Origin of the sequence: uncultured Gilvimarinus sp. (assembly GCF_963975215.1) — a bacterium.
Classification (GTDB): domain Bacteria; phylum Pseudomonadota; class Gammaproteobacteria; order Pseudomonadales; family Cellvibrionaceae; genus Gilvimarinus.
In genome coordinates this window covers 36,269-60,433 of the sequence record NZ_CAXBFW010000003.1, presented here as the reverse complement: position 1 = coordinate 60,433, position 24,165 = coordinate 36,269, and the positions used below count along the sequence as shown (strand labels likewise).

The following is a 24,165-nucleotide window of genomic DNA, read 5'->3' as shown; positions in this document are numbered from 1 at the left end:
GGCTATGCCAAGCCTCGCAGCGTTACGACATTGGCGTTAAACGAGAACTCGCCACTGGCGTTAAAGTGCTCGGCAAAGCTTTCACAGGCCATTGGTTTTGCGTAAAAGTAGCCTTGCGCCTGATCACAGCCCTGCTCTCTTAACCAATCAGCCTGCTCCACCTGCTCCACGCCTTCCGCCACAACGGTTAGCTGCATATTGTGGGCCAGCGCGATAATCGATTTGGCGATGGCAGCATCGTTACTGTCCAGCGGTAAATCGTGGATAAAACTGCTGTCGATTTTGAGCTTATTAATTGGGAAGCGTTTTAAATAAGCCAGCGATGAGTAGCCTGTGCCAAAATCATCAATCGAGAGTGACAGCCCCATTTGGTGCAATTGATTGAGTTGATTGATGGTTTCGCCCGCGTGCTCCATGGCGCAACTTTCGGTGATCTCCAGCTCCAGGTATTCGGCCGGAAGCCCGGTTTCACGCAAGATGGTGGCAACCTTCCCGGGAAAATCACGTTGGCGAAATTGCCGTGTAGACAAGTTAACGGCCATTTTTGGCACATGCTGCCCGGCATCGAGCCATGCTTTTTGTTGTAAACAGGCGGCTCGCAGCACCCACTCGCCCAGCGGTACAATCAACCCCGTCTCTTCGGCCAGCGGAATAAAATGGGCCGGTGACACCAGGCCACGGTCCGGGTGCTGCCATCTCACTAACGCCTCTACCCCGGTTAACCGGTCGGTATTAAAGTCAATTTGTGGTTGATAATGCAAGGTTAACTGCCCCTGCTCAATTCCACGGCGCAAGTCATTTTCTAGCAGTAAATAATTAACGGCCGTGGCGCTCATTCCAGCAGCGTAAAACTGGCAATTATTTTTACCTGCCTCTTTGGCTTTGTACATGGCGATATCGGCATTTTTTAGCAGCTCGTCGGTTGCCTCGCCGTCATCCGGGTAAACACTGATACCAATACTGGCCGTTATAGAAATTTCGTGGCCCGATACCTCTATCGGACGGGCGATCTGCACCAACAGTTTGTTGGCGACAAATCGAACATCTTCGATGTCATGCACGCCTTCGAGCACCACCACAAACTCATCGCCACCCAAGCGTGCCACGGTATCCATATCGCGCACGCCTTCATTAAGTCGGCTTGCGACGGTTTTCAGCAAGATATCGCCAGCGTCATGCCCCAAGCTATCATTAACGATTTTAAAGCGATCGACATCCAGCAGCATTAACGCCAGCTTACTGCCGGCTCGCGCCGAGCGCGCCACCCCGTGAGAAATACGATCATAAAACAACGAACGGTTTGGCAGTGACGTCAAGGCGTCGTGAAACGCCATGTAATTCAGTCGGGACTGCTGCTCACGAAGCGCACTCTCAGCCAATTTTCTGTCAGACACGTCCGTACAAATGGTGCAAACACCAAACACTTCGCCGCTGCGATCACTGAGCGGAAACTTCACCACCAGATAGGTGTGGATACTGCCGTCTTTGTGCGGCAGGTCGACCTCGGTTTCATAGGGACGGCCACGGTCAAGCGCAGCAGCCTCTACTGATTTTAGCGACTCGACCAGTTGCGCGGGATAAATATCGTGGGCTTTTTTACCGACGAGGGACTCATCACCGATGTTGGCCAGCTGTTTGTAATGCTCGCTGGCCATGACGACGTTGCCATTTAAATCTTTTACCGCGATCAGTGCCGGCGAATAGCGCAAAATCGCGTTTAGGTAGGTTTCGCTGGCCCACAGTGCCCGCTCGGTATCGTTGTTGCGTTCCGATTGTAACGCCAGGGTTCTCATATCGGCGATTTGCCGCACCATCAGTGAGCTAATCAACCAAATCGGCTCTAAGGCCTCAACACTTTGGCGCAACAGGGATTCCGCCCCGGTACACTCAAGGTAAAAAGCGGCGGCCGGTGCATCGATTGCCTCTACCGGAATACAAACACAACTCACCTCACCAATGGTGATGTACTGGCTTTGCGATTGGCTAAAGCCATGAGCGATAAAGTCTGAGGGGAAATTATTAAGTTGCGCGAGAGGAGTGTTAATAGAGTGAGTGGTGGGAGTATTGTCGCCAGCGGCCAAAGCCACAGAGTCGACGTGCAATTCGCCGTCGGCATCAAGCAACAGAGCCGCCCTCACAATGCCGGGGCGCGCGGCAATAAGCCCCACCAAACGCTGAGCGATTTGCTTATGATTAAGTCGCTTAAAGAGCGTTTGATACTTTCTGATCAGCTCAACAGCACTAAGTTTGTGTTGCATAACACTCCACAAGAGATATAACGATTCACATAGCCGTAGCGCACGGCGGAAACCGCACACGCCCTAAAAAGGCCATCGCACCCTGTGGAAAAACCGGTTAAGCCGTTAACCTAGCCTCTCCCCGAACTTGCCCCTTTTATACTCATAAGTTGTGATAATTGGGGGCTTCTAATAACTCCAATTTATTAGAATACGGTCAGCGGCGCAAGTAAAACGATGCTACGGTGCCTTGCAGCACCTTGCACGCCAGGTTACGTGCGCCACATTTTGGTAAACGATCTATAGCAAAGATTCCACTACCTGCAGCAAGGCGTCCGTTTGTTCGTCGGTCCCCACACTAATACGCAAATAATCGCTGATACGGTCACGCTTAAAATAGCGCACTAATATTTTGTGCTCACGCAGTTGCGCAGCCAGTGCCTCCGCATCGATACCGGCAGGCGGCTTCGCAAAGATAAAATTAGCTTGCGAGGGCAGGACGCTAAAGCCCCACCGGCCCAGAGCCGCGGCCATACGTTCACGCGTTGCCACCACCTTGGCGCAACACTCTTTAAAGTAAGCATCGTCTTTTAATGCCGCTGTCGCCGCCCGCTGTGCCAAGCGATCCAACGGGTAAGAGTTAAACGAGTTCTTAACGCGCTCGAGCCCCTCGATAAGATCACGCTGGCCCAAGGCAAAACCAACCCGCATACCCGCCAACGCCCGGGATTTAGAAAAAGTCTGTACTACCAGTAAATTGTCGTAGTGCGGCACCAAACTGGCGGCACTTTGACCACCAAAATCGATATAAGCCTCATCCACTACCACAAGAGTGTCGGGCCGGGCACGCAGCAGCGCCTCAATTTGATCGAGCGCCACGCCCATACCCGTGGGGGCGTTGGGGTTAGGAAAAATAATACCCGCGGCATCGGCCTGATAATCATCCAGGGCCAAACTAAAGTCATCGCGCAATGGGATAGTCGTCGCCGGCACCCCAAACAGCTCGCAGTAAACAGGGTAAAAGCTGTAACTAATGTCCGGGTAAAGCAGCTCTCCCCGCCCCTGAAAAAATGCCATAAACGATTGCGCCAACACTTCATCAGAGCCGTTACCCACAAACACCTGTCCGGCGTCGAGCTGGTAGTAATCGGCCAGCGCCTGTGTCAGCTCAGTGGCGTTTGGGTCCGGGTACAAGCGCAGTAAATCAATCTCGTCCGAGTCAATCGCCCTGGCAACCTCTGGCGAGGGAGGGTAAGGACTCTCGTTGGTATTAAGTTTGATAAGCCCCGTAATTTTCGGCTGTTCGCCGGGAACATAGGGTTCTATCTGACGAACGACATTGCTCCAGAATTTAGACATTGTGGCTCCGCACGCAAAAATCGCGATTATATCAGAGCCAACCCACGGCGACTCTTGAAGTATTATTAACCCAGCGGCTCACTCTGACGCTAAGCCAACCAGATTAAGCTGGCCATACGGCCGCTCACGGCACCATCGCGGCGATAAGAGTAAAACCGCTCCGCATCCGTGTAAGTGCACTCGCCGCCGCCATAAACCGCAGCAACCCCACACTCAACTAAAGCCGCACGCGCCAACTGATAGAGATCGGCGTAAAAATGCATGGGCCGCCCACCGGGGCGAATAGCCGCAGCAATGGCATCGCTATGAGAGACACTGGTGGCCGAGTCAAAAAACGCCTCAATGACATCCACCCCGACCTCAAAGTGATTGACCGATATAGCCGGCCCAAGCCACGCCATAAGTTGCCCGGACGGGGCCTTAAAACGGGCCAGAGCACGAGGCACAATCCCCCCCGCAAGCGAGCGCCAACCGGCGTGCACCGCCGCCACCTGGGTACCGCTGCGATCACACAATAAGATCGGCAGGCAGTCGGCCGTAAGCACCGCACAAGGCAAACCCTGAGCGGTCGTAAAAGCTCCGTCGGCCGTGCGTACACGGTTATCGCCCTGAGCCTCGACAACTTTAACGCCGTGAACCTGCTCAAGCCACTGGGGCTCTACGCTCAAACCGAGTTCAATGCACAATTGCCGGCGATTGGCGAGTACCGCCTCTGACGAATCCCCCACATGAGTGGCCAGATTAAAAAGGCTATAACCGCCTGTACTTTGTCCACCGGCGCGGGTGGTAATGGCCGCCTTAACCGTTGCCGGTGCGGGCCAGTCGGGCGTTATGTAGTGATCCGGCAGCAAATCAGTCTCCTCGATGGTGCAACCCATGCAGCAGTTGGGCCATATCCTCAGGCAGCGGTGCCTGCCACTGCATGTACTCACCGCTCACTGGGTGCTCGAGCCCCAATTGCGCCGCATGCAGCGCCTGCCGGGGAAAGTCCCGCAGCATTGCCGCCAGCTCAGGGGCTAGGGTATGGAGCTTACCAGGGCGCTTACCGTACACCGGGTCCCCTAATAAGGGGTGACGAATATGCGCCATATGTACCCGAATTTGATGGGTGCGACCGGTTTCGAGCTTCAAGCGCAAATGGGTGTAGCCCCCCAACCGGGCCAATAGCCGGTAGTGAGTCACAGCCTCTTTACCGCCATGGGTAACCACCGCCATTTGTTTGCGCAGCCGCGGATGACGGTTAATCGGCGCATCTACTTTACCGCCACCTGTCATATCGCCACAGGCCACCGCTTCGTACTCGCGGCTAACGGTGCGCGCCTGCAGCTGCGCGACTAGATTAGCGTGGGCGCCAAGTGTCTTAGCCACCACCATCAGGCCGCTGGTGTCTTTATCGAGCCGGTGCACAATGCCGGCCCGTGGCAGGTTCTCCTGTGCCGGGCGATAGTGCAGCAGTGCATTGACCAAAGTACCTGTGTAGTTTCCGGCGGCCGGGTGCACCACCATGCCGGCCGGCTTGTTAATCACCATTAAGCTCTCGTCTTCGTAGACGACATCAATATCAATGGCCTCCGGGCGCCACTCCCCCTCGGGGGTCAGCTCGGCCAGCAAGGTGATTCGCTCACCGCCCAGTAGTTTGTGGCGCGGCCTAACCTCGGCGCCATCGACCGTCAGCTGCCCGCCTTTAACCCAGCTTTGCAGGCGTGCCCGGGAATAATCCGGGAACAAGGTAGTGGCGGCTTGGTCTAAGCGCAGCCCGTGCATGCCAGCCGGTACGGTGGCGCTGTGTTCTATGGTTTCGGTCATTCGCAACCTAGCTCTCAGTGATACGGATTTGATCGAAGTCCAGCCTGCTTTGGCTTGGGCCTCGACTGTGTTTAAATAGCGGGCTCGGAGACTGTATAAAAGTGACTGGCTCGGCGCCTGATACGGCTAAAACCCGCTCAAAGACGTAACTTATATTATAAACTACGTCTTTTTGCCGATTTTCTCCTGTACGGCCGTTGCTCGAAACGTTTTAACACACCCTCTTAGTGCCCATTGGCGCTGCGATGATAACGAATTATGAGTTGTAACCCTATGCGAGCCCTAGTTTTTTTAATTGCCGGTCTTTCTTTTGCCCTGCTTAGTGCGTGTTCATCCAACAATCAGCAAGACTTCACCTCGGAGTCTGACCTGTATGAGTCGGCCCAGGAGCAACTCGAGCGCTCGCGCTGGGAGAGTGCAATCCGCTCTTTACAGCTACTGGAAGAGCACTTCCCCTTTGGTAAATACGCCGAGCAAGCTCAACTGGAGCTGATTTACGCCTATTACAGCTCCGGGGAGCCAGATCTGGCCACCGCGGCCGCCGACCGGTTTATCCGCCTGCACCCGCAACATCGCAACGTCGATTACGCCTACTACATGAAAGGGCTGGCCGCTTACAGTAAAGATGAGAGCTTTCTGTCGCAAATCATCCCGCTTGACCAAACCCAGCGCGACCCCGGTGCCGCACGTGAATCCCTGAGCTACTTTACTCAGCTGCTTAACCGCTACCCGGATAGCCCCTACGCGGCCGACGCCAAAAAGCGCATGCTGTACCTGCGCAACCGACTCGCCCGGTACGAGATCCACGTCGCCAATTACTACTTTAAACGCGGCGCCTATCTCGCCTCGGTAAACCGCGGTAAATATGTACTGGAAAACTACCAGGAAACACCTGCCGTGCCCGACGCTCTGGCGGTAATGGTGCAAGGCTACCACCTGCTGGAGATGGACGAGTTGTCCGACCGGACACTGGCTGTACTGCGCTTAAACTACCCCGATCACCCCGCCTTTAACAAAAGCGGCGAGTTTGATTTTCAGCACGGCGACGTCAGTGGCGAGCGCTCCTGGATCAGCACCATCACGTTTGGCCTGTTTGATAAGCGCGACCCACGCGGATTTGACTCGCGCCGGGTGTACGATCCGCAATATCAGGATGCGCCCCGCGCGCTCCAGTAACACGACATTAGCAATAGCCCCAACAAACCCAAAAGGGCGGTGTCTGACGGCACCGCCCTTTTGGGCTTTTAAATACCGCCTCTGGCGCTATTCGCCCGCCTGCCAACCCGAGGTAATGGGATAACGCCGGTCGCGACCAAAACCGCGCTGGGTAATACGCGGCCCAATGGGTGCCTGGCGCCGTTTGTATTCATTGATATCCACCAAACGCACCACCCGCGTGACGTCCTCGCGTGCAAACCCCTCGGCAACAATTTGATCGGCGCTGTAATCGCGCTCAACATATAACGCCAGTATGGCATCCAGAATATCGTAGGGCGGCAACGAGTCTTCATCTTTTTGATCCGGCGCCAACTCAGCCGAGGGCGGCCGGGTGATAACCGAATTGGGAATTACCTCGCCTGTCGTGTTGCGAAACTTCGCCAAGTTAAACACCAGGGTTTTAGGCACATCTTTAAGCGCATCAAAGCCACCGGCCATATCACCATAAAGGGTCGAGTACCCCACGGCCAACTCACTTTTATTGCCAGTGGTTAGCACCAAGCATCCCTTTTTGTTGGAGATCGCCATCAATACCACACCGCGGCAACGCGCCTGTAAATTCTGCTCGGTGGTGTCGACGCCAGTGCCGGCAAACTCGTCGGCGAGGGCCGCCATAAAGGCGTCGTACATTGGCTCGATGCTGATTGATTGGTAGCGTACCCCCATGCGCTCGGCCTGGTCGGCGGCATCGGTTTTGCTCAAATCTGAGGTGTAGCGAAATGGCATCATGACCGCTTCAACATTGTCTGCACCCAGCGCATCGACCGCAATTGCCAGAGTTAACGCCGAATCTATACCGCCCGACAAACCGAGCACTACGCCTTTAAAGCGGTTTTTTTGCACATAATCGCGCAATCCGACCACCAGTGCCTGATACACAGCAGCCAAATTAGAGGGTTCGGGAGCCAGCGATTGCTGCGACAGCTCTAAGCCACTGGCGCCCTGAACGATGCTCACAGGCAGTAATGCCGGCTCAAACGCCGGCGCGCGGGCGCACACCTTACCGGTTTGGTTCACGACCAAGGAGCCACCATCAAACACCAATTCATCTTGCCCGCCCACCATATTGGTGTAAATAATGGGCATATTACCCTCGCGACTGCGCTGCTCCAGCAGCTGCTCGCGCTCGCGCGCCTTGCCCTGATGAAACGGCGAGGCATTGAGGTTTAACATTAATTTAGCGCCCGCCTCCCGCGCTTGCAGCATGGGCTCACTTTGCCAGATGTCTTCACACACAGTCAGTGCCGTAGGGATACCTTTTAAATCAAAAACACAGACCTTATCACCCGGGACAAAATACCGAACCTCATCAAACACCTGATAGTTAGGCAAATGCTGCTTAGCGTACTCGGCCACTAACTGACCGTCGGCAATCACACCCGCCATATTAAAAATGCGCCCGGCCACCACGCGCGGGTAGCCCACAATTAAGGTCACCGGTAGCGCGGCCGCCATCAGGGTATTGAGTGCCCGATCGACCCGCAGCTGCAGTGACGGCCGCAGGAGTAAATCCTCTGGCGGGTAGCCCGTTAAGGTTAGCTCGGGAAATAACACAGCATCGGCGCCATGCTCATCCAGCGCGCGCAGCGCCCGCTGCAACACCAACTCAGTATTGCCGGGAATATCTCCCACCAGCGTATTGATTTGCGCCATACAGACGACGACTTTACTCATGCATTACCCTCTTTGCGGCCTACCCTAGTTTGCGGCGCTATATTGTCCGACAAAGCCCCCTATTAAGCAAAGCCCGGCCAATACTGTACAATACCCACAACCGGCTGCTGCCCAAACAGAGCCACTCATACGGTCAACAATAATACCCATGAAACCCATAGATACCGCCATCGACCCCAGTTACGATCCCTACCAGTTGTTGCGGGTATACACCTACTACCGCGTATTACTGGGCAGCCTGCTACTGCTGATCTACAAAAGTGATCTGGTTACTAACGTGCTGGGCAGCGAGAGCGCATCACTGTTTGTTTATACCACCTGGACTTACACGATTGTCAGCGTCATTACGCTGCTTGCATTATGGCGTGATAGGCGCACCCCGACGCTGCAGCAGCGGTTCTTTGCCATTGCCAGCGATATTATCGGTATCACGCTTATTATGTACGCCAGTGGCGGGGCCACCAGCGGCCTGGGGTATTTGTTAATTGTCGCGGTAGCGGCCGCCGGCATGCTGATGCCAGCACAAATGGCGGTGTTTATGGCGGCGCTAGCCACCATTGCCCTGATCGGTGAGAGCATCGTGCATCATCTGGTCGCGGGGGTAGATTCCAAAGCACTGTTCGTTGCAGGCTCGCTGGGGGCGATGATTTTTATCACCGCTTTGGTGTTTCAGTATGTGACACGAAAAATACGCGCCAGTACCGACAAGCTCGCGGCGCACTCACAACATATCGCTCATCTGCAACGACTCGCCCGACTCATCGTCGAGCGCATGCGTACGGGCATTGTCGTACTCAATAAAGATGATGAGATCGAGCTCATTAACCAAGCCGCCCAAACCCTGCTGGGCCTCGGCGAGGTCAACTCAAATAATTTAACCCTCGAGCAAATCCCCACGCTCAACCACCAACTGCAACAGTGGCGCACCGGCCAGGTAGCGGGGTCAGAGGTCATCGACAATCGCCACGGCCCCACCAACGAGCTACGTATAAGCCTTGCCAACCTTGAGCTTGGCAAGGCCGAAGATACCCTCGCATTTATCGAGGATAACCGGGCGATAGTGCAACAAGCACAACAACTCAAACTGGCCTCGCTCGGTAGGCTTACCGCCAGTATTGCCCACGAGATTCGCAACCCGCTCGGCGCCATTAGCCACGCCAACCAACTGCTGAGCGAGTCGCCGAACATCCCGGAGGCCGATCAGCGGTTGCTCGAAATCATCAGCAATCACACCAAACGCGTAAACCAAATTATTGAAAACATTTTGCAGGTGTCACGCCGCAAAACCGCCACGCCCACCACCCTTGAGCTAACCCACTGGGCCCGGCAATTTATCGACGAGTACGACCACGAACAACGCATCGATATCGGCCTTACGTTTGATACTATACCGGTGTACGCAAAGTTCGACCCGAGCCATTTACAACAAATTCTTAGCAATTTGATCGATAACGCGTTGCGCTACACGCCGACACAGTGCAGCGAACCGGTTACCCTTATTGTAGGCATAGAGGCGGGGCGCCAGTCGCCCTACATAAAGGTTGTGGACAAAGGACCTGGAATCGCTCAGGCCAATCAAAAACATATTTTTGAGCCCTTTTTTACCACCGAGAGCACCGGCTCAGGGCTAGGGTTATTTATTTGTCAGGAGCTGTGTGAGGCCAACCAAGCCTTTCTTAGCTACCAGTGCGACGAGCAAAACCCCAGTTGTTTTAGTTTACAAATGGCTCACCCAGATAAGGCACAACAATGACCGACAAAACCGCACTCGTTATCGACGACGAACCCGATATTCGCGAACTGTTAGAAATCACCCTGGGGCGTATGCAAATTGATACCCAGAGCGTCGCCACTATCTCCGAGGCCAAAAGCTTACTGGCCAAACGGGAGTTTTCGTTTTGTTTAACGGATATGAAGCTGCCCGACGGCAATGGCTTAGATATTGTTGAGTATATACAACAACACAGGCCGCGCATGCCCGTCGCGGTAATTACCGCCCATGGTAATGTCGATATCGCCATTGAATCCATGAAGGCCGGTGCGTTCGACTTTATCTCCAAACCCGTCGAGCTGGGCACCCTGCGCAAGCTGGTCAACACCGCCATACAATCGGGCGAGCTGCCCAGCGAGCCGGACAACAAAGGCGCGCTCTTAACCGGTGAATCTGCAACCATTGCGCGGCTCAGCGCCAGCATTCAAAAGCTCGCCCGCTCGCAGGCACCCGTGTATATCAGCGGGGAGTCCGGCTCGGGTAAAGAGCTGGTCGCGCGCTCTATTCACAATTTAGGGCCGCGCTCCGGGGCGCCTTTTATCGCCGTAAACTGCGGTGCCATACCGCGCGAGCTACTTGAGAGTGAATTGTTTGGTCATGTGAAAGGCAGCTTTACCGGCGCCCATCAGGACAAACCCGGGCTGTTTAAAGCCGCTGAGGGAGGCACTTTGTTTTTTGACGAAGTGGCTGACCTACCGCTGGACATGCAGGTGAAATTACTGCGGGCCATTCAAGAAAAAACCGTGCGGCCCGTAGGGGCCGCCGCCGAGGTTGCCACCGATGTGCGCATACTGTGCGCAACTCACAAAAGCCTTGAGCAAGAAGTGGTGCTGGGCAAGTTTCGCCAGGATTTATTTTACCGCTTAAACGTTATTCAGCTGGCGGTACCGGCGCTGCGCGAACGCAAAGAAGACATCCCGCTGCTCGCCAAGCGACTGCTAAAAAAAATCGCTCACTCGGTCAGCCACGACGCCCCAACCTTATCCGAAGAGGCCCTAACAGCGCTGATGGACTACCCTTTTCCGGGCAATGTTCGGGAGCTGGAAAACATTTTAGAGCGGGCGTTTACCCTGTGCGAGCGCGACACCATCGATGCACTGGACTTGCAACTGCCAGCCGCCTCGGCCCCGCTCAGCCCACGGCAAGACAGCAATACTTCAGGCCCGGAGGCCAAGCCCGACCACCTGCAGCGATGCCTGGAGCACGACTCACTGGATGAGTATTTAGAAGAAATTGAAAAGGAGGTGTTGTGCGGTGCACTGGAAGCCTGCCGCTGGAATAAAACCCAAACCGCTAAAAAGCTCGGGGTCAGCTTCAGGTCATTGCGCTATCGCTTGCAAAAGCTGGGGCTGGATCGGGAGTAAACCGAACGCAGCCCCGCGTTTTTACCAACACTCACCATCGGTCGTCGAGGTGCGACGCCCCAGATTATCCAGCGTAAAGCTTAAACAGTCGTCATCGCCCGTCTGCGGCGCCTGATCGGCAGTCGCCGTGGCAGTAAAACCCGTGCCACCGCCCGTTACCGCCACCTCAATCTCGTAAAACTGCTCGGCAGACACCGAGGTGCCCACCGAAGGACAGTCCGTAAAGGTATTGTTTAAAGTATAGCAACGTTGCATCTGCTGAGCGACGTTATTTAATGAGGCCATCGCATCGGCACGGTTACTTCTTCTCACACTATCCAAATAAGATGGGTATGCAATTGATGCGATGATCGCGATAATTGCCACCACAATCATTACCTCAATTAACGTAAAACCCGCGTTTTTTGCTGTTTTCATTTTAAAGTTCCACATTATTTATTGTAGCTGTCGCCAGCTTTGACGGCCTTCCACCATGCTGGGCTCACCGGTACACACGTACTCCGTTGTACCATCACTGTTTTGCTGGATGATAAAGGGTTCACCACCACAAGGCGCACCATCTTTGGTTGGGTCGGTTAACTTAACGATTTTGTCTTCTTCAATACCTCCAGGAGGTTCTCCTGGGGGATCATTCGGATCTGTTGGCTCAATCGGCTCCAGCGGGTTATATCCAGGGTACAAGCCCCCAACACCGATTAACGCCATAATCCAGCTATTACCACCATAATCACAGGGGTTACTGGTAGGAATAACTGTAGGGAATATCACCCGGTCGTACGACAATATGGGCTTATCTACCACCCTTTCACCGGCGACCTCATCCCAGTCTAAAACCCAACCGGCTTTAGACACCCAGTCGATTTCATCGCCGTAGGGGCCATCACCCTCATATAAAGTACGTGCTCCACCGCTCTGCGAGCTAATATCTTTAACAAACAACTCAGCACGGGTCACCGTTTGACCGCTATCGGCAATACCGTAAAAGCTTTGTAAATCAGTATTACCCAGGTCATTAAAGGTTAAGTAACTCCCGGTACCAAAATACACCATGGTGGAAGGCTGGCCCGACGCATTTTTACGATACGGGTTAATACCCAACACTGGGGAAGCAGTAATAGGCTGTGCGTTTTCGCCATCGACAGCCGTAAACAACTCGTACTCTACCGCCTTAGTTTCTAAATTAAACTTGTACATTTTGCCCTGCAAGTCGCCGGCATAGGCGTAGCGAGCCAGGAAGCCACCCCCTACCGAAATAGCCGGCTCACTTAAACCGTTATTGCCCGCATTTCCCGTAGCGATATATTGCGGCGTGTAGGTGCCATCCAGCGGGATAATCACCAACTGCGACTCACCACCTTCACTGTTATAGCCATTACCCGTAACAATCGCCCAGCTGCCATCGGGCATTGGGGCAATAATAGGGGTACCGGTAATATTACCAATTTGCGGCGCGTTACCTTGGTGATAATCAAATAACACTCGGGTATCACTTAAGTCAGTGGCATTGGTTACATCTAACGCGAATATACCTTTGCCGCCAGCGCCAAGGGTACCGACCAGAATCGTTTTCCAGCTGCCATTGACATACGCGTCCCCGACAAAGATTTGCCCATCGACAGAATACTTATGCGGGTTAAAAGAGGAGCCATAATTGTTGTCGGTGCGCAGCTTCAGCTGTTCGTAAACAGAATAGGGAATATAAGCAAAACGCTCCCGCCCGGTCTCGGCATTAAACGCATGGAGCATACCGTCGTTAGCTCCCACAAAGACCGTGTGCAACGTTTTACCGTCCACGAAGTCGGTGTATGGCTGACCGGAACCACTCGCGGCGGAGCGAGCAAACCCGTAATTCTCAGTGCCGGAAACTTTGGGGTTCGAGTTAACAATATCACCTAATACCTCATTGTCTCCGCGCTCGTTAAACCCAGGGATCTCTTCGCCTCGCGTCCAGCGGACACGCTCTTCACCCAAATCATCATCAGCATCTAACACTGCCTGTTGAGTTACCGGATTTAAATTTCCCCACTCAAACTCGACCGCTTCGGTGCCATTATGTGTCCACAGGTTACGTGCGTTAGGCGCTGGAAGGTTGCTTGCAGCACTCCAGGTATCAACCCCAAGATTTTGCTCGCCGATAGGCGACGCCGTTAAATCACCTGTCCAGGTAAGGGTATTAAAATTGGCTTGATAGGCAACAGCATCGGTACCCAAACTGGTAGAAGTAGTAGCAACCGCCGTTGCCGAGCCCGAGCCGGCAACAATTTGATCGACCGCCGCGATCAAAGATGCCTCCAGCTCACGCGGGTTCGTCGCAAAGAAGTAATTCTCAGGCTCCCCGGCAGGAGGCACGGTAACAGGCTCACCATTTTCGTCTTCGGTTTTAAAGCCGCCCCACTTGGCCGCGTAATAAAGTGGCTGCTCTAGGGCCTTCGCGCTAGATTCACCCAGTTCAAAGACTTGGGTAGAAGCGTCCGCATAATCACTGGTACAGCGACCTTTATAACTATCTCGGCAGTCACATTGATTGTTACCCCAAGAGGTACACGTTAGCGCCCCTTCAATGGGGTTGTTATACACAAAATTGTTAATCCCCGAATGAGCATGGAATCCATCTTTCGTGGTGCCACTAATCACATAACCAAAACCCATGCTGTTTGGGGTCGACTGGGCGACCACTCGAGTTCTAATTTTTGCTGTCTCGTCAGTCACCGCGTAGTTGATCACCCCCCACATATCTTGGTCAAAGTCACCGCCCTGCTCACTATCCTCCCAGTTTACATACAACTTCCCTCGGTAGGTTGAGCCTGTATGATCTTGCTCGATCACTTTAAAATCAACAATAGCGCAGTTAGCATCGGGGCTCGTGGTTGTATTACGACACGCGGGTTGTAAGCTCACGCTACCATTGCCACCAGGCACCGGTATCACTATTCTGGGGACAGCAGGCGCCAACGCTACCCCAAAGGTTTGCACAGTCTCGCGATCATTCGCTATACCATTCACACGGGCGTGATACGCCAGCCCAGCGATCTGGTAACTTCCCCCTAAGCGCGGCGCATCAGGGCAGGTGCCTTTCACATCTGACAAGTTAGAAATGCTTTTTGCGGTACAAAGCTGATCTGCATTCGAGCCCGTTTCACCGACAAAGTAGGTACTATCCGCGGCCAACTCTGCCGCCCCAACATCATTAGTGAGAGCGCTTAGAGTCTTTCCATTCGCAATATCGCTGAATCCTCCTAACTGATCAGAATCGTACGAGCTGGTCGATGCGTTAAACTGAATAATGCTTAAGGGTGCACAGTAATTGTCATTGTCGATCGGATCGTTCCAATTAACGACGCCTAAACCGGGTATTTTACCGCGGTCATCCGCAGCAAAATTAGCACTCTTGCCGGCTAAGTAGCGTAGTGACTCCAGGTAAATTTCTGATTGTGGATTACCCCAGTTGGTACAAACACCATCGTTAAAACTCGCCATTTCCCAAGGGCAACTGTCCGACGAGTTATACTGACCAGAGCTAAAGCTGTAGCGGGAAATCCGCAAGGCGTTCAAGGTTCCGACAATACCTAAACCATCGGCCGGGGTTAGAAAGGTACCATTAGTCGCGTTCACTTCATCGCTCATGCTGCCTACGTTTTTACGCAGTACACCGCCTGATTTATTTAACGTATATGACCCGGTAATCAAACCAAAGTGGATCGTGTCATCTGCCCCATAGTCTTGCAGCAACCCAGTGGGCTTAAAACCACCAGAAGGGTAGCCGGTGCATTTTTCATTATTCGTTTCATTTAGGTGATTAGGGTTACATACCTCGACTCGCACCGCATAATCTTTATTGCCAAGCCCTGCTCCGTTTTTGGTAGGGCTTTCACTGTAGGCATAAAGCCCAGAATCAGCAAAGGTATTATCGTTACTGCCCTCTCCCCAGCGACACTGATAGCCTTCATTACTGGCCCAAAGAGAATAGTTGCCTCGAGCTACCTGCATTAGTGGTGGGGCATTAACATTCTGAGACTGCTGCGAACGTTGGCCGGGTTCAGTGGTGTTACAGATAGTAATACCCGTCGCCGCTGTGCCAGGGGAACCAGAAGTTACATTAAAAGGTGTTAGTCGATTTAAATCCGAGCCGTTATAATACTTGGCAAAGGAATGCGCATCCTGAGGCAACATAGCGCGCTCTAAAACGGTGTAATTAGCCGAATCACCCGAGCTCCAACGCTTACCGCCATACAAAATTTTCCGTACGGTGTCGATACGGGTCATTGTGGCCCAGTTCAAAAAGTTACCGCTCCACTTAGAGCCATCGCAATAATAGTTTGACGCCGTTCCCGCGGGACTAAATACGCCATTGCTATAACTGTAGCACTTTAAACTATCAAAATAGCCATAATAGTCATAGTCATTCATATATGTGGTATCAACGCTTCCGTCACCATCTAAGTCCGAGTAGTCATCGTAGGCTTTAAAAAATAACTGGTGGTCGTTGGACATATTCAACATAACAATGGGCGTAACCGGCTGCGCCAAAAACAATGGCGACTGTGCCAAGTTAATAGCATGCACCGAATGCGCACTAGCCAGACCCAGCAACACGGCCATGGCCGATACGGCCCACTTGGGCCGGGATAAATATTTAGAAAAAAAGCTCTTATTCATAATCGTGTTACTCCGCACTAGCCGCGCAAGAAAGTGTTTAGCGATAATTTGATTGCAAGATCACAACAGCATCGGTCGAGCCGCCTACGGCCCTGGACGTCACCCGATACCGGCGCTCCATCCCGCGACTAAGCAAGCTGGCCAAGTCAACCGAGCTGCCATCAACGCCCGATGAGTAAAAATCAACCGACTCGACTAAAAATTGCGGGCGGGCATTAACGTAATCGATATCTTCAGAATAGTTAGCGGCATCCGCCTGCCAATTATCAAAGTCACGCCAAAAAGCACTGCCAGACTCATCCAACGATTCGATATGGCCCGGGGTGCCTACAGGGTATGCATCAGGAGGAATATTCAAGCCATCTTCGGCTTCACGCAGGGCCGCCTCGGCCGCTTGAAACGCCAATTGCCGATCGCGCATATTGCCCGCCATTTGCTCTTGTAAGCCGCTACCGCGAATAGCCGACAGCCCTATTACCGTCATCACCAACACCATAATTAACCCGACAATCAGGGTGGCGCCGCGTTGAGAGTGATTAAATGCTTGCAGTTTGTTCATAATAAAATGCCTTTTACACTGCGTTTACGGCAAGCGGCTGCGAACGCCAACCGTGGTAGAAAAAACTTGACGAATACGGCGGTCCTCTGCTTCAACCTCCTCTCCGGCAAACTCGTAGGTTTGATTCTCGGCGCTGACGTTGTCGTCGGGGGACTGCACAAGAACATCTAAACGAGCAGCCACCACTTGATTCCAGCTGATCCCTGCGGCGGGTGCTACGTAGTTATCCGCGACGCGATCAGCATCCGTATCCAGACCAATCTCAAGGTTGATGTTCTCCACGCCTTGCAACAGCTGGTAGGCGGGATCATTAGCAACCTTTTGATATAAACCCGGGACACCTCTGGGGCCATCGGCAATATAATAAACAACGGTATTAAGCTTAAGCACCTCGGCGCCTTCGTCAAAAATCTCAATTAAGTTTTCGGCATCGCCGCCCCATACCGTGCGCTGATTACCAGGGTTAGCACCGGCGCCATGGGCTAATACCACCTGACCCGCCTGCTCGTTCACAGCGGTCGCCTGAAATATCATGGCTTTATCACAATCGGCAACGGCCACAATATCGCCATCGCAAATGCCGCTGGGGCACTCTGCACCGGCTGGCGTGGTCAGCTCCACAAAAACGTTATTGGCATTATTTTGCTGAGTGAGTGCAACCGACTCATCGTTCGCTGCATACACGGCAAGTACCTGTGTGTCAGCACGTGGGGCCGGGTTAAGCACCATACCTGCGGGTAAGGCGTTACTGGCGTAAGCCCTAAGGCTGGTTTCAAAACTAAAATCGCTACCAAATTGATTGGTGTTGTTTAAGGTGGAGTTTAAGCTCCAATCGGTGTAGTAGGAGCACCCCATAAAGCCCGCCTGGCGAATATCGCGAGCCATAAAATCAATCGCTAAACGGCCTGTCTCTTGCACACGGGATAACCCCTGCTGAGTGGTAAACACAGTTTTGCTGGACACAAACATTTGCACCACGCCGGTCATCAACACCACACCAATGGTGATGGCGATCATCAGCTCCACCAGCGACAAACCCGATTGCCGCTTGATGCTGCTTAGATTAAATTCTGGATGTATACGCAAAAGTCGTCTCCTCGTTTGCATCGCCATCTTGGTTGGCGGTTGGCTCATCCCAGCTAATTGAGACCGTGCACACCCGTGCCGCGCAGTCTATTTCACCAGTACCACCGGGCAGTAGGGCGGCTAGCGCATCAATATCCGGCTCAACAACAGCGCCACCACCCGAGGGGGCAGGCGATGCGGTACGCATTTGTTCAATGGCGTCATACGCGATAACGTTCGCTTGCGAGCGTAAATACGCACTGCTGTTGTATTGCAGCGAACGGGTTTGTAGGGCCGCCAGCGCCATCAATGCCGTTGACAGAATCAGCACCGTTACCAGCACCTCGACTAAACCGACACCCGTTTGTTGTTTGAATGAATTGTTCATTTACTTAAGCTCCCGGGCACGCCGTACGGTCGACATCCATCATGCCAGCCACTCCGACTGTGATGCTGCGGCGGCGATCGCCGACACAACCGTCGATATAACTATCAAACACCACTGGCGTCACTGTTGCGCGCCCGCCGATACGGGCCATTTGCCCGGCACTGGTATAACGCACAAAACTCACAGCGCCGTTGTTGGTGGCGGTAATCACACTTCGGTCATCAGGGGCGTCAAAGACACGGATAATGTCATCCCCTGAATTCAGCACTGGGGCGGCTGCACCATCATCGGCGGCGCTATCAACAATCACCAGCCAACCGTTGGTCCAGTCGGCAGCGCAGTCGTCACCGGCAGGGTTGGCGGCGCACAAGCTAACACGCCCACCGCGCTTAACCGCTTCGGTTTTAGCCAGCTGCAACGCACTGACCAGCTCTTCACTTACGCCATCGGAGCGCTGATTAAGAATCATCGTGGTAAAGCTTGGCGCTGCAATCGCAACGACGATGGCTGTTATCACAATGGTTATTAGAAGCTCGATCAAGGTAAACCCTTTTTGGGTTCGACTCATTATCATTGTCTGCCCTTCTCACTAGTGATGCGCAGCAGCGTCTTAGGTTATCCCGGGCCGCGACTGGCGATTATTTGACCGCTGGAGAGACGCTGTCTATATTTACCCCATTACGCTAAACCTAACATAAGCGCGTAAGCATCACTCGCTTGACCAGACATGCGGTCAAGAGCAAAGAACGAACGGAAGCAAATGTACGCCAAGGAGGCATATATGCGCCATGCACGAGGCTTTACTCTCCCGGAACTACTCACCACTCTGGCTGTAGCCGCCATATTAGCAGCGCTTGCGGCGCCCAGTTTTAGTGAACTTATTCGCAATAATCGTCTGGAAACAATCACTCACCAGCTGATCGAAAGCACGCAGACGGCGCGCAGCTACGCGGTTAAAAGCAACGAGCGGGTCACCATGAGTACGACTCAAGGCTGGGATAATGGCTGGCAGATTCACTACGACCCAAACCACAACGGTCAGCTCGACAATGACGAGCAGGTTCTGGTGGAATTTGGCCCGCTACACGAGGCTGTTGAGGTAAGCGGTAATCGGCCGGTGGCAGACTATATCTCATACCTCGGCAGCGGCGAGAGCCATTGGGCCAGCGGCCAGGCCGAAGGGGCTTTTCAGGCGGGCACGCTGGATGTATGCCCCGCCGAAGAGGGTGAAGGGTATCAATTGGTGCTATCGCGCGGCGGCCGTTTGCGCAAAGAGGATTACGACTGCCCGGACTCAGCGTAGCTCACGGGGCAGCGAGAAACTGATGTTCTCGGGGATACCGGCCACCTCTTGGGGCAAACTTGCGCCTTGGGCAATCAAGTGATCCACCACCTGCTGTACCAATGTTTCGGGGGCCGAGGCGCCAGCGGTGATACCCACCTGACATTTGCCGTTCAGCCAGCGGTTATCAATGTCAGCCGGTGAGTCGACAAGGTAAGCCTCGGTACCACAGCGCTCGGCCAACTCGCGCAAGCGGTTTGAGTTGGAGCTGTTGGGCGAACCCACCACCAACAACAAATCGCACTCTAGCGCTAGCTGGCGGACAGCGTCCTGACGATTGGTGGTGGCGTAGCAAATATCGTCTTTGCGCGGCCCCTGAATCTGGGAAAATTTTGCGCGCAGTGCGGCAATGATTTCGGCGGTATCGTCCATTGAGAGCGTGGTTTGGGTGACATAGGCCAAACGAGACGGGTCTTCCACTTCAAGCGTAGCTACATCCGCCACACTTTCAACGAGGTACATCTTGCCGCCATTGCGGGCATCGTACTGCCCCATGGTGCCCTCGACCTCGGGGTGACCGGCATGACCTATCAAAATGCACTCGCTGCCATCGCGGCTGTAGCGGGTCACCTCCATATGCACTTTGGTCACCAGCGGGCAGGTGGCATCAAACACCTGCAAACTGCGCTCGGCGGCTTCGTTGCGCACCGCCTGAGATACCCCATGGGCGCTAAAGATGACAATGACATCATCGGGCACCTCTTCCAGCTCATCGACAAACACCGCGCCGCGCTCGCGCAGGGTATCCACCACAAATTTATTGTGCACCACTTCGTGCCGCACATAGATAGGTGCGCCGAACACATCCAGTGCCCGGTTGACGATATCGATGGCCCGATCGACCCCGGCACAAAAACCCCGGGGGTTGGCGAGTTTGATTTGCATAAGTAAACCCTTCGGGTTTGCTGTACCGCGTCGGACGTCGGACGTCGGACGTCGGACGTTATTAATGTACTTGCGCCGGCTCGATTTGCAAAATAGCCACTTTAAAAGTGATATCGCGCCCGGCCAGCGGGTGATTAAAGTCCACCGTAACCTCTTCATCATTGAAGTCAACCACCACGCCGGGCAGTTCGGTATTTTGGGCATCGGCAAACGACAGCATCAAACCCTGACTTAACTCCAGCTCTGGCTCAAAGTCAGAGCGTGGAATGGTTTGGATATTGTTGGGGTTGTGCGCGCCAAAGCCCGCCTCGGGCTTAACGATTAACTCTTCGCGAGCACCTTCGCGCAAACCAAACAGCGCCTGCTCAAAACCTTTAAGCAGTTTGCCGTCGCCCACGGTAAAAGTCGCCGGAGCAGTTTCAAAGTTAGAATCCACCAGCTGGCCATCGGGTAGCGCCAGAGAAAAATGCAAGGTTACCCGGGTACCGGGCCCAACGGTTAAATCACGCATGGCCATCCTCTTTACCAGCTTTATCGGCCGCCGTTTCTTTAGCGTTAAACAACATATCGACAATAAGCCAAAAGGCGCCAAAGCAAATGGCAGAGTCGGCCAGGTTAAAGGCGGGGAAATAACTATTCTGATAATGCACCACGATAAAGTCGATGACATGCCCCAGCATCACGCGATCATACAAATTGCCCACCGCACCGCCAAGGATAAACCCAAGGGCCATCGACTCCAGCCAGCGGCTTTTGGGTAAGCGTGCCAACCAGATAATAATAGCCACACTAAACACCGCCGCAATGGCGGTAAAAAACCACCGCTGCCAACCGTCGGCATCGCTTAAAAAGCTAAACGCGGCGCCGGGGTTATGCAGCAACGTAAAATTAAAAAACGACGTAAACACCAACGGCGAGTTGTAATCCAAATTCGCCACCACCGCCGCTTTACTCCACTGATCCAAAATAAACACGACAACAGCTAGCAGGTACCAGCCCCAGGGCTGGGCAATTTTTTTCAACATATCGGCTACCTACGCGTAGTGACGGACTTCGCCGGCACCGTCGATATTATCAACACAGCGCTGGCAAATTTCCGGGTGAGCCGCAACAGCGCCTACATCCGCCCTAAAGTGCCAGCAGCGCGCACACTTTGGCTGCTCCGACTTTTCCACCAACACACTTAAGCCTTCAAGCTCGGTGCTAACAGCATCGGCACCGGCACTGCTAAGCGGGGCCAGCGTCGCCGCTGAACTGATTAAAATAAAACGCAGCTCGTCACCCAACAACGCCAGTTGCGACAGCAAATTTTCATCGCAATAAAGCGTCAGCTCGGCCGACAAAGAGCCGCCAATTGCCCCTTCGCCGCGCTTGGCCTCGAGCACTTTATTGGTGGCGGTTTTAATCTCGGCGATTTGCGCCCAAAACTCGCCATCCAGACGGGTGTCCGAGCATTCGGGCAAGGCAAACCACTCGGCGGTAAAGACACTGCCCTCGGGCTTGCCTGGTAGCTGCTGCCACATCTCGTGGGCCGTAAAGCTAAGTACCGGCGCAATCCAGCGAGTAAACGCCTCGGCCAAATAGTAGAGCGCCGTTTGCGCCGAGCGGCGCGGGCGCGAGTCAGCTTTGGTGGTGTACTGACGGTCTTTAATGATATCCAGGTAAAAACCACCCAACTCGACCACGCAAAAGTTATGCAGTTTTTGGTACACCTGATGCAACTGGAAGTTGTCGTAGCACTGAATCAGCTCTTGCTGCAGCTGTGCCGCGCGGTCTACCACCCAGCGATCCAGCGCTAACAGGTCAGGCTCTGCCACTAAATCTGTAGCGGGATCAAAGCCGTTTAAATTAGACAAAATAAAGCGCGCCGTGTTGCGGATACGACGATAGGAATCGGCGGTGCGCTTTAAGATCTCATCAGATACGCTCATCTCAGAGCTAAAGTCCGTGGCCGAAACCCACAAGCGCAACACGTCGGCACCCAGCTCGCCAATCACCTTTTGCGGCGCAACCGTATTGCCAATCGACTTGGACATCTTGCGGCCGTCGGCGTCCACGGTAAAACCGTGGGTTAACACGGTTTTATAAGGCGCGGTGCCATTCATTGCCATCGCGGTTTTCAGCGACGATTGAAACCAACCGCGGTGCTGATCGGACCCTTCCAGGTACAAATCCGCCGGGTAACTCAACCCCTCGCGCTGCTGCAATACCGCGTAGTGGGTGACGCCCGAGTCAAACCACACGTCTAGTGTGTCGGTCACTTTTTCATACTCGGCAGCCTCGGCGCCCAGCAAACTGCTGGCGTCTAAGTCGTACCAGGCGTCCATCCCGGTCTGCTCTACCTGCTGCGCCACTTGCTCGATCAACTCGGCGGTACGCGGGTGTAAGGCGCCGGTCTCCTGGTGCACAAACAACGCGATAGGCACGCCCCAGGTACGCTGGCGCGAGATACACCAGTCGGGGCTGGACTCCAGCATAGAGTCAATGCGCGCACGGCCCCAGTTCGGCACCCACTGCACACCCTCTACGGATTTAGCCACCTGGCCGCGCAAATCATTTTGCGTCATGCTGACAAACCACTGTGGCGTAGCGCGGAAGATAAGCGGCGTTTTAGTGCGCCAGCAGTGCGGAAAGCTGTGAGTAATTCTGCTCTCGCAAAACAGTGCGCTTTTCTCTTTTAATAAGTCGATAACTTTTTCGTCGACTTTATACACATGATCACCGGCAAACACCGGCACGTGATCGCGATACACGCCGTTATCATTGATGTAGTTGAGGGTGCCAATATCGTATTTGCGGCCCACCACAAAGTCATCCATACCGTGATCCGGCGCCGTGTGCACGCAGCCGGTACCGGCATCCAGGGTGACGTGGTCGCCCAAAATAACCGGCACCTGACGCTCGTAAAACGGGTGTAACAAATTTTGCCCTTCCAGCGCGGCCCCCGGCGTGCGCCCAACCACGGCATACTCTTCAATACCGGCGCGGGCCATCACCGACTCGTACAGCCCTTCGGCCATTACCAGGCGCTCGCCGGCGGCTTCCACCACCACGTAATCCAGCTCGGGGTTAACACTCACCGCCTGATTGGCAGGTAAGGTCCAGGGCGTTGTGGTCCAAATCACCACCGATAACGGCCCGGTGCCGGTTAAGCCTTCAAAGGCGCTGGCCGCCGCGTCTTGGTCGGCAAAAGCAAACTTAACATCGATGCTAAACGAGGTTTTATCCTGATACTCAACTTCGGCCTCTGCCAGTGCCGAGCCGCCCACGACTGACCAGTACACGGGTTTAAAACCGCGCTGCAGGTGACCGTTTTCAACGATTTTGCCCAAGGCGCGAATAATATCGGCCTCAAACTTATAATCCATCGTCAGGTAAGGGTTTTGCCAATCACCCAAAACACCCAAACGGATAAAATCTTTGCGCTGCCCGTCGACCTGGCGCGCAGCGTACTCGCGACACTTTTGCCGAAACGCCTTAACGTCTAGCTTAGCCCCGGCTTTGCCGTGCTTTTTTTCGACGTTGTGCTCAATGGGCAGGCCATGACAGTCCCAGCCAGGTATGTAGGGGGCGTCAAAACCGCTTAGTGTTTTGCTTTTAACAATAATGTCTTTAAGGATTTTGTTAACCGCATGACCGATATGAATATCGCCGTTGGCGTAAGGAGGGCCATCGTGCAATATGTAGGATTTACGCCCTTTACGCGCCGCGCGAATCTGCTGGTACAAACCATCTTTGGTCCACGCTTTGAGCATCTCGGGCTCGCGCTGGGCCAAATTGGCCTTCATGGCAAACGACGTGTGGGGCAAATTCAAAGTTGCTTTGTAATCGGTCATTGTCA

At 53.9% G+C, this 24,165-nt stretch carries 19 protein-coding genes; 4 read left to right on the top strand and 15 right to left on the bottom strand.

What is annotated here, in order from left to right:
- Positions 1-2: 2 nt before the first annotated feature.
- The 4 genes from AAC019_RS03460 to rluD form a co-directional block, all read right to left on the bottom strand.
- Positions 3-2,258 (bottom strand): EAL domain-containing protein, encoded by a 2,256-nt coding sequence (locus AAC019_RS03460; protein WP_339897173.1) that lies wholly within the window; start codon positions 2,256-2,258, stop codon positions 3-5.
- Positions 2,259-2,537: 279 nt separating this feature from the next.
- The gene (gene hisC, locus AAC019_RS03455) at positions 2,538-3,596 is read right to left on the bottom strand and encodes a histidinol-phosphate transaminase (protein WP_339897172.1); all 1,059 of its coding nucleotides are present in this window, start codon (positions 3,594-3,596) and stop codon (positions 2,538-2,540) included.
- 89 nt (positions 3,597-3,685) lie between these two features.
- On the bottom strand, positions 3,686-4,447 hold the full coding sequence (pgeF, locus tag AAC019_RS03450) for a peptidoglycan editing factor PgeF (RefSeq protein ID WP_339897171.1): 762 nt from the start codon (positions 4,445-4,447) through the stop codon (positions 3,686-3,688).
- Between the two features lies 1 nt (position 4,448).
- Positions 4,449-5,402 (bottom strand): 23S rRNA pseudouridine(1911/1915/1917) synthase RluD, encoded by a 954-nt coding sequence (gene rluD, locus AAC019_RS03445; protein ID WP_339897170.1) that lies wholly within the window; start codon positions 5,400-5,402, stop codon positions 4,449-4,451.
- A gap of 273 nt (positions 5,403-5,675) precedes the next feature.
- Here rluD and AAC019_RS03440 point away from each other — a divergent pair, with 273 nt between their 5' ends.
- Positions 5,676-6,578, top strand: coding sequence for an outer membrane protein assembly factor BamD (locus tag AAC019_RS03440; protein WP_339897169.1), 903 nt, complete (start codon positions 5,676-5,678; stop codon positions 6,576-6,578).
- An 87-nt stretch (positions 6,579-6,665) separates the two neighbouring features.
- On the opposite strand, the gene AAC019_RS03435 is transcribed toward AAC019_RS03440, so the two are convergent.
- Entirely contained in the window at positions 6,666-8,294 is a 1,629-nt protein-coding gene (locus tag AAC019_RS03435; RefSeq protein WP_339897168.1) for an NAD+ synthase, read from the bottom strand.
- 148 nt (positions 8,295-8,442) lie between these two features.
- Between AAC019_RS03435 and AAC019_RS03430 the strand changes: the two genes are divergently transcribed.
- Both AAC019_RS03430 and AAC019_RS03425 read left to right on the top strand, forming a co-directional pair.
- Positions 8,443-10,047 (top strand): ATP-binding protein, encoded by a 1,605-nt coding sequence (locus AAC019_RS03430; RefSeq protein ID WP_339897167.1) that lies wholly within the window; start codon positions 8,443-8,445, stop codon positions 10,045-10,047.
- Positions 10,044-11,429: a sigma-54 dependent transcriptional regulator gene (locus AAC019_RS03425; protein ID WP_339897166.1), complete on the top strand. Its 1,386-nt coding sequence runs from the start codon at positions 10,044-10,046 to the stop codon at positions 11,427-11,429. Before AAC019_RS03430 ends, AAC019_RS03425 begins: the two co-directional genes overlap by 4 nt.
- A gap of 21 nt (positions 11,430-11,450) precedes the next feature.
- Here the strand turns inward: AAC019_RS03425 and AAC019_RS03420 are convergent, their stop codons facing one another.
- The 6 genes from AAC019_RS03420 to AAC019_RS03395 are packed head-to-tail and all read right to left on the bottom strand — an operon-like array spanning position 11,451 to position 18,665.
- The gene (locus AAC019_RS03420) at positions 11,451-11,846 is read right to left on the bottom strand and encodes a type IV pilin protein (protein WP_339897165.1); all 396 of its coding nucleotides are present in this window, start codon (positions 11,844-11,846) and stop codon (positions 11,451-11,453) included.
- Positions 11,847-11,864: 18 nt separating this feature from the next.
- Positions 11,865-16,085, bottom strand: a complete 4,221-nt coding sequence (locus tag AAC019_RS03415) for a PilC/PilY family type IV pilus protein (protein ID WP_339897164.1) — start codon at positions 16,083-16,085, stop codon at positions 11,865-11,867.
- 37 nt (positions 16,086-16,122) lie between these two features.
- Complete coding sequence (locus AAC019_RS03410; protein WP_339897163.1) at positions 16,123-16,644, bottom strand: PilX N-terminal domain-containing pilus assembly protein; 522 nt, start codon at positions 16,642-16,644, stop codon at positions 16,123-16,125.
- 24 nt (positions 16,645-16,668) lie between these two features.
- A complete protein-coding gene (locus AAC019_RS03405) occupies positions 16,669-17,730 on the bottom strand; it encodes a PilW family protein (RefSeq protein ID WP_339897162.1) in 1,062 nt (353 codons plus the stop codon).
- Positions 17,708-18,097 carry a type IV pilus modification protein PilV gene (gene pilV / locus AAC019_RS03400; protein WP_339897161.1) on the bottom strand — a complete coding sequence of 130 codons (390 nt, stop codon included), beginning with the start codon at positions 18,095-18,097 and terminating at the stop codon, positions 17,708-17,710. The genes AAC019_RS03405 and pilV overlap by 23 nt, the downstream gene beginning before the upstream one ends.
- A gap of 4 nt (positions 18,098-18,101) precedes the next feature.
- The gene (locus tag AAC019_RS03395; RefSeq protein ID WP_339897160.1) at positions 18,102-18,665 is read right to left on the bottom strand and encodes a GspH/FimT family pseudopilin; all 564 of its coding nucleotides are present in this window, start codon (positions 18,663-18,665) and stop codon (positions 18,102-18,104) included.
- 213 nt (positions 18,666-18,878) lie between these two features.
- Here AAC019_RS03395 and AAC019_RS03390 point away from each other — a divergent pair, with 213 nt between their 5' ends.
- Positions 18,879-19,400 carry a GspH/FimT family protein gene (locus AAC019_RS03390; protein ID WP_339897159.1) on the top strand — a complete coding sequence of 174 codons (522 nt, stop codon included), beginning with the start codon at positions 18,879-18,881 and terminating at the stop codon, positions 19,398-19,400.
- Here AAC019_RS03390 and ispH read toward each other — a convergent pair.
- The 4 genes from ispH to ileS form a co-directional block, all read right to left on the bottom strand.
- On the bottom strand, positions 19,392-20,324 hold the full coding sequence (ispH, locus tag AAC019_RS03385) for a 4-hydroxy-3-methylbut-2-enyl diphosphate reductase (RefSeq protein WP_339897158.1): 933 nt from the start codon (positions 20,322-20,324) through the stop codon (positions 19,392-19,394). The genes AAC019_RS03390 and ispH overlap by 9 nt on opposite strands.
- Positions 20,325-20,385: 61 nt before the next feature.
- A complete protein-coding gene (locus AAC019_RS03380) occupies positions 20,386-20,835 on the bottom strand; it encodes a peptidylprolyl isomerase (RefSeq protein WP_339897157.1) in 450 nt (149 codons plus the stop codon).
- The gene (gene lspA / locus AAC019_RS03375; protein WP_339897156.1) at positions 20,828-21,349 is read right to left on the bottom strand and encodes a signal peptidase II; all 522 of its coding nucleotides are present in this window, start codon (positions 21,347-21,349) and stop codon (positions 20,828-20,830) included. The genes AAC019_RS03380 and lspA overlap by 8 nt, the downstream gene beginning before the upstream one ends.
- A gap of 9 nt (positions 21,350-21,358) precedes the next feature.
- Positions 21,359-24,160 (bottom strand): isoleucine--tRNA ligase, encoded by a 2,802-nt coding sequence (gene ileS / locus AAC019_RS03370; RefSeq protein WP_339897155.1) that lies wholly within the window; start codon positions 24,158-24,160, stop codon positions 21,359-21,361.
- Positions 24,161-24,165 lie beyond the last annotated feature (5 nt).

Excerpts from the sequence above, each read along its gene's own strand:
- AAC019_RS03430 (WP_339897167.1), top strand. The coding sequence starts at position 8,443 with ATGAAACCCATAGATACCGCCATCGACCCCAGTTACGATCCCTACCAG.
- AAC019_RS03390 (WP_339897159.1), top strand. The coding sequence starts at position 18,879 with ATGCGCCATGCACGAGGCTTTACTCTCCCGGAACTACTCACCACTCTG.
- hisC (WP_339897172.1), bottom strand. The coding sequence starts at position 3,596 with ATGTCTAAATTCTGGAGCAATGTCGTTCGTCAGATAGAACCCTATGTT.
- rluD (WP_339897170.1), bottom strand. The coding sequence starts at position 5,402 with ATGACCGAAACCATAGAACACAGCGCCACCGTACCGGCTGGCATGCAC.
- AAC019_RS03420 (WP_339897165.1), bottom strand. The coding sequence starts at position 11,846 with ATGAAAACAGCAAAAAACGCGGGTTTTACGTTAATTGAGGTAATGATT.
- AAC019_RS03460 (WP_339897173.1), bottom strand. The coding sequence starts at position 2,258 with ATGCAACACAAACTTAGTGCTGTTGAGCTGATCAGAAAGTATCAAACG.
- lspA (WP_339897156.1), bottom strand. The coding sequence starts at position 21,349 with ATGTTGAAAAAAATTGCCCAGCCCTGGGGCTGGTACCTGCTAGCTGTT.
- AAC019_RS03425 (WP_339897166.1), top strand. The coding sequence starts at position 10,044 with ATGACCGACAAAACCGCACTCGTTATCGACGACGAACCCGATATTCGC.
- AAC019_RS03410 (WP_339897163.1), bottom strand. The coding sequence starts at position 16,644 with ATGAACAAACTGCAAGCATTTAATCACTCTCAACGCGGCGCCACCCTG.
- ispH (WP_339897158.1), bottom strand. The coding sequence starts at position 20,324 with ATGCAAATCAAACTCGCCAACCCCCGGGGTTTTTGTGCCGGGGTCGAT.
- AAC019_RS03440 (WP_339897169.1), top strand. The coding sequence starts at position 5,676 with ATGCGAGCCCTAGTTTTTTTAATTGCCGGTCTTTCTTTTGCCCTGCTT.
- AAC019_RS03435 (WP_339897168.1), bottom strand. The coding sequence starts at position 8,294 with ATGAGTAAAGTCGTCGTCTGTATGGCGCAAATCAATACGCTGGTGGGA.
- AAC019_RS03415 (WP_339897164.1), bottom strand. The coding sequence starts at position 16,085 with ATGAATAAGAGCTTTTTTTCTAAATATTTATCCCGGCCCAAGTGGGCC.
- AAC019_RS03380 (WP_339897157.1), bottom strand. The coding sequence starts at position 20,835 with ATGCGTGATTTAACCGTTGGGCCCGGTACCCGGGTAACCTTGCATTTT.
- ileS (WP_339897155.1), bottom strand. The coding sequence starts at position 24,160 with ATGACCGATTACAAAGCAACTTTGAATTTGCCCCACACGTCGTTTGCC.
- pilV (WP_339897161.1), bottom strand. The coding sequence starts at position 18,097 with ATGAACAATTCATTCAAACAACAAACGGGTGTCGGTTTAGTCGAGGTG.
- AAC019_RS03395 (WP_339897160.1), bottom strand. The coding sequence starts at position 18,665 with ATGAGTCGAACCCAAAAAGGGTTTACCTTGATCGAGCTTCTAATAACC.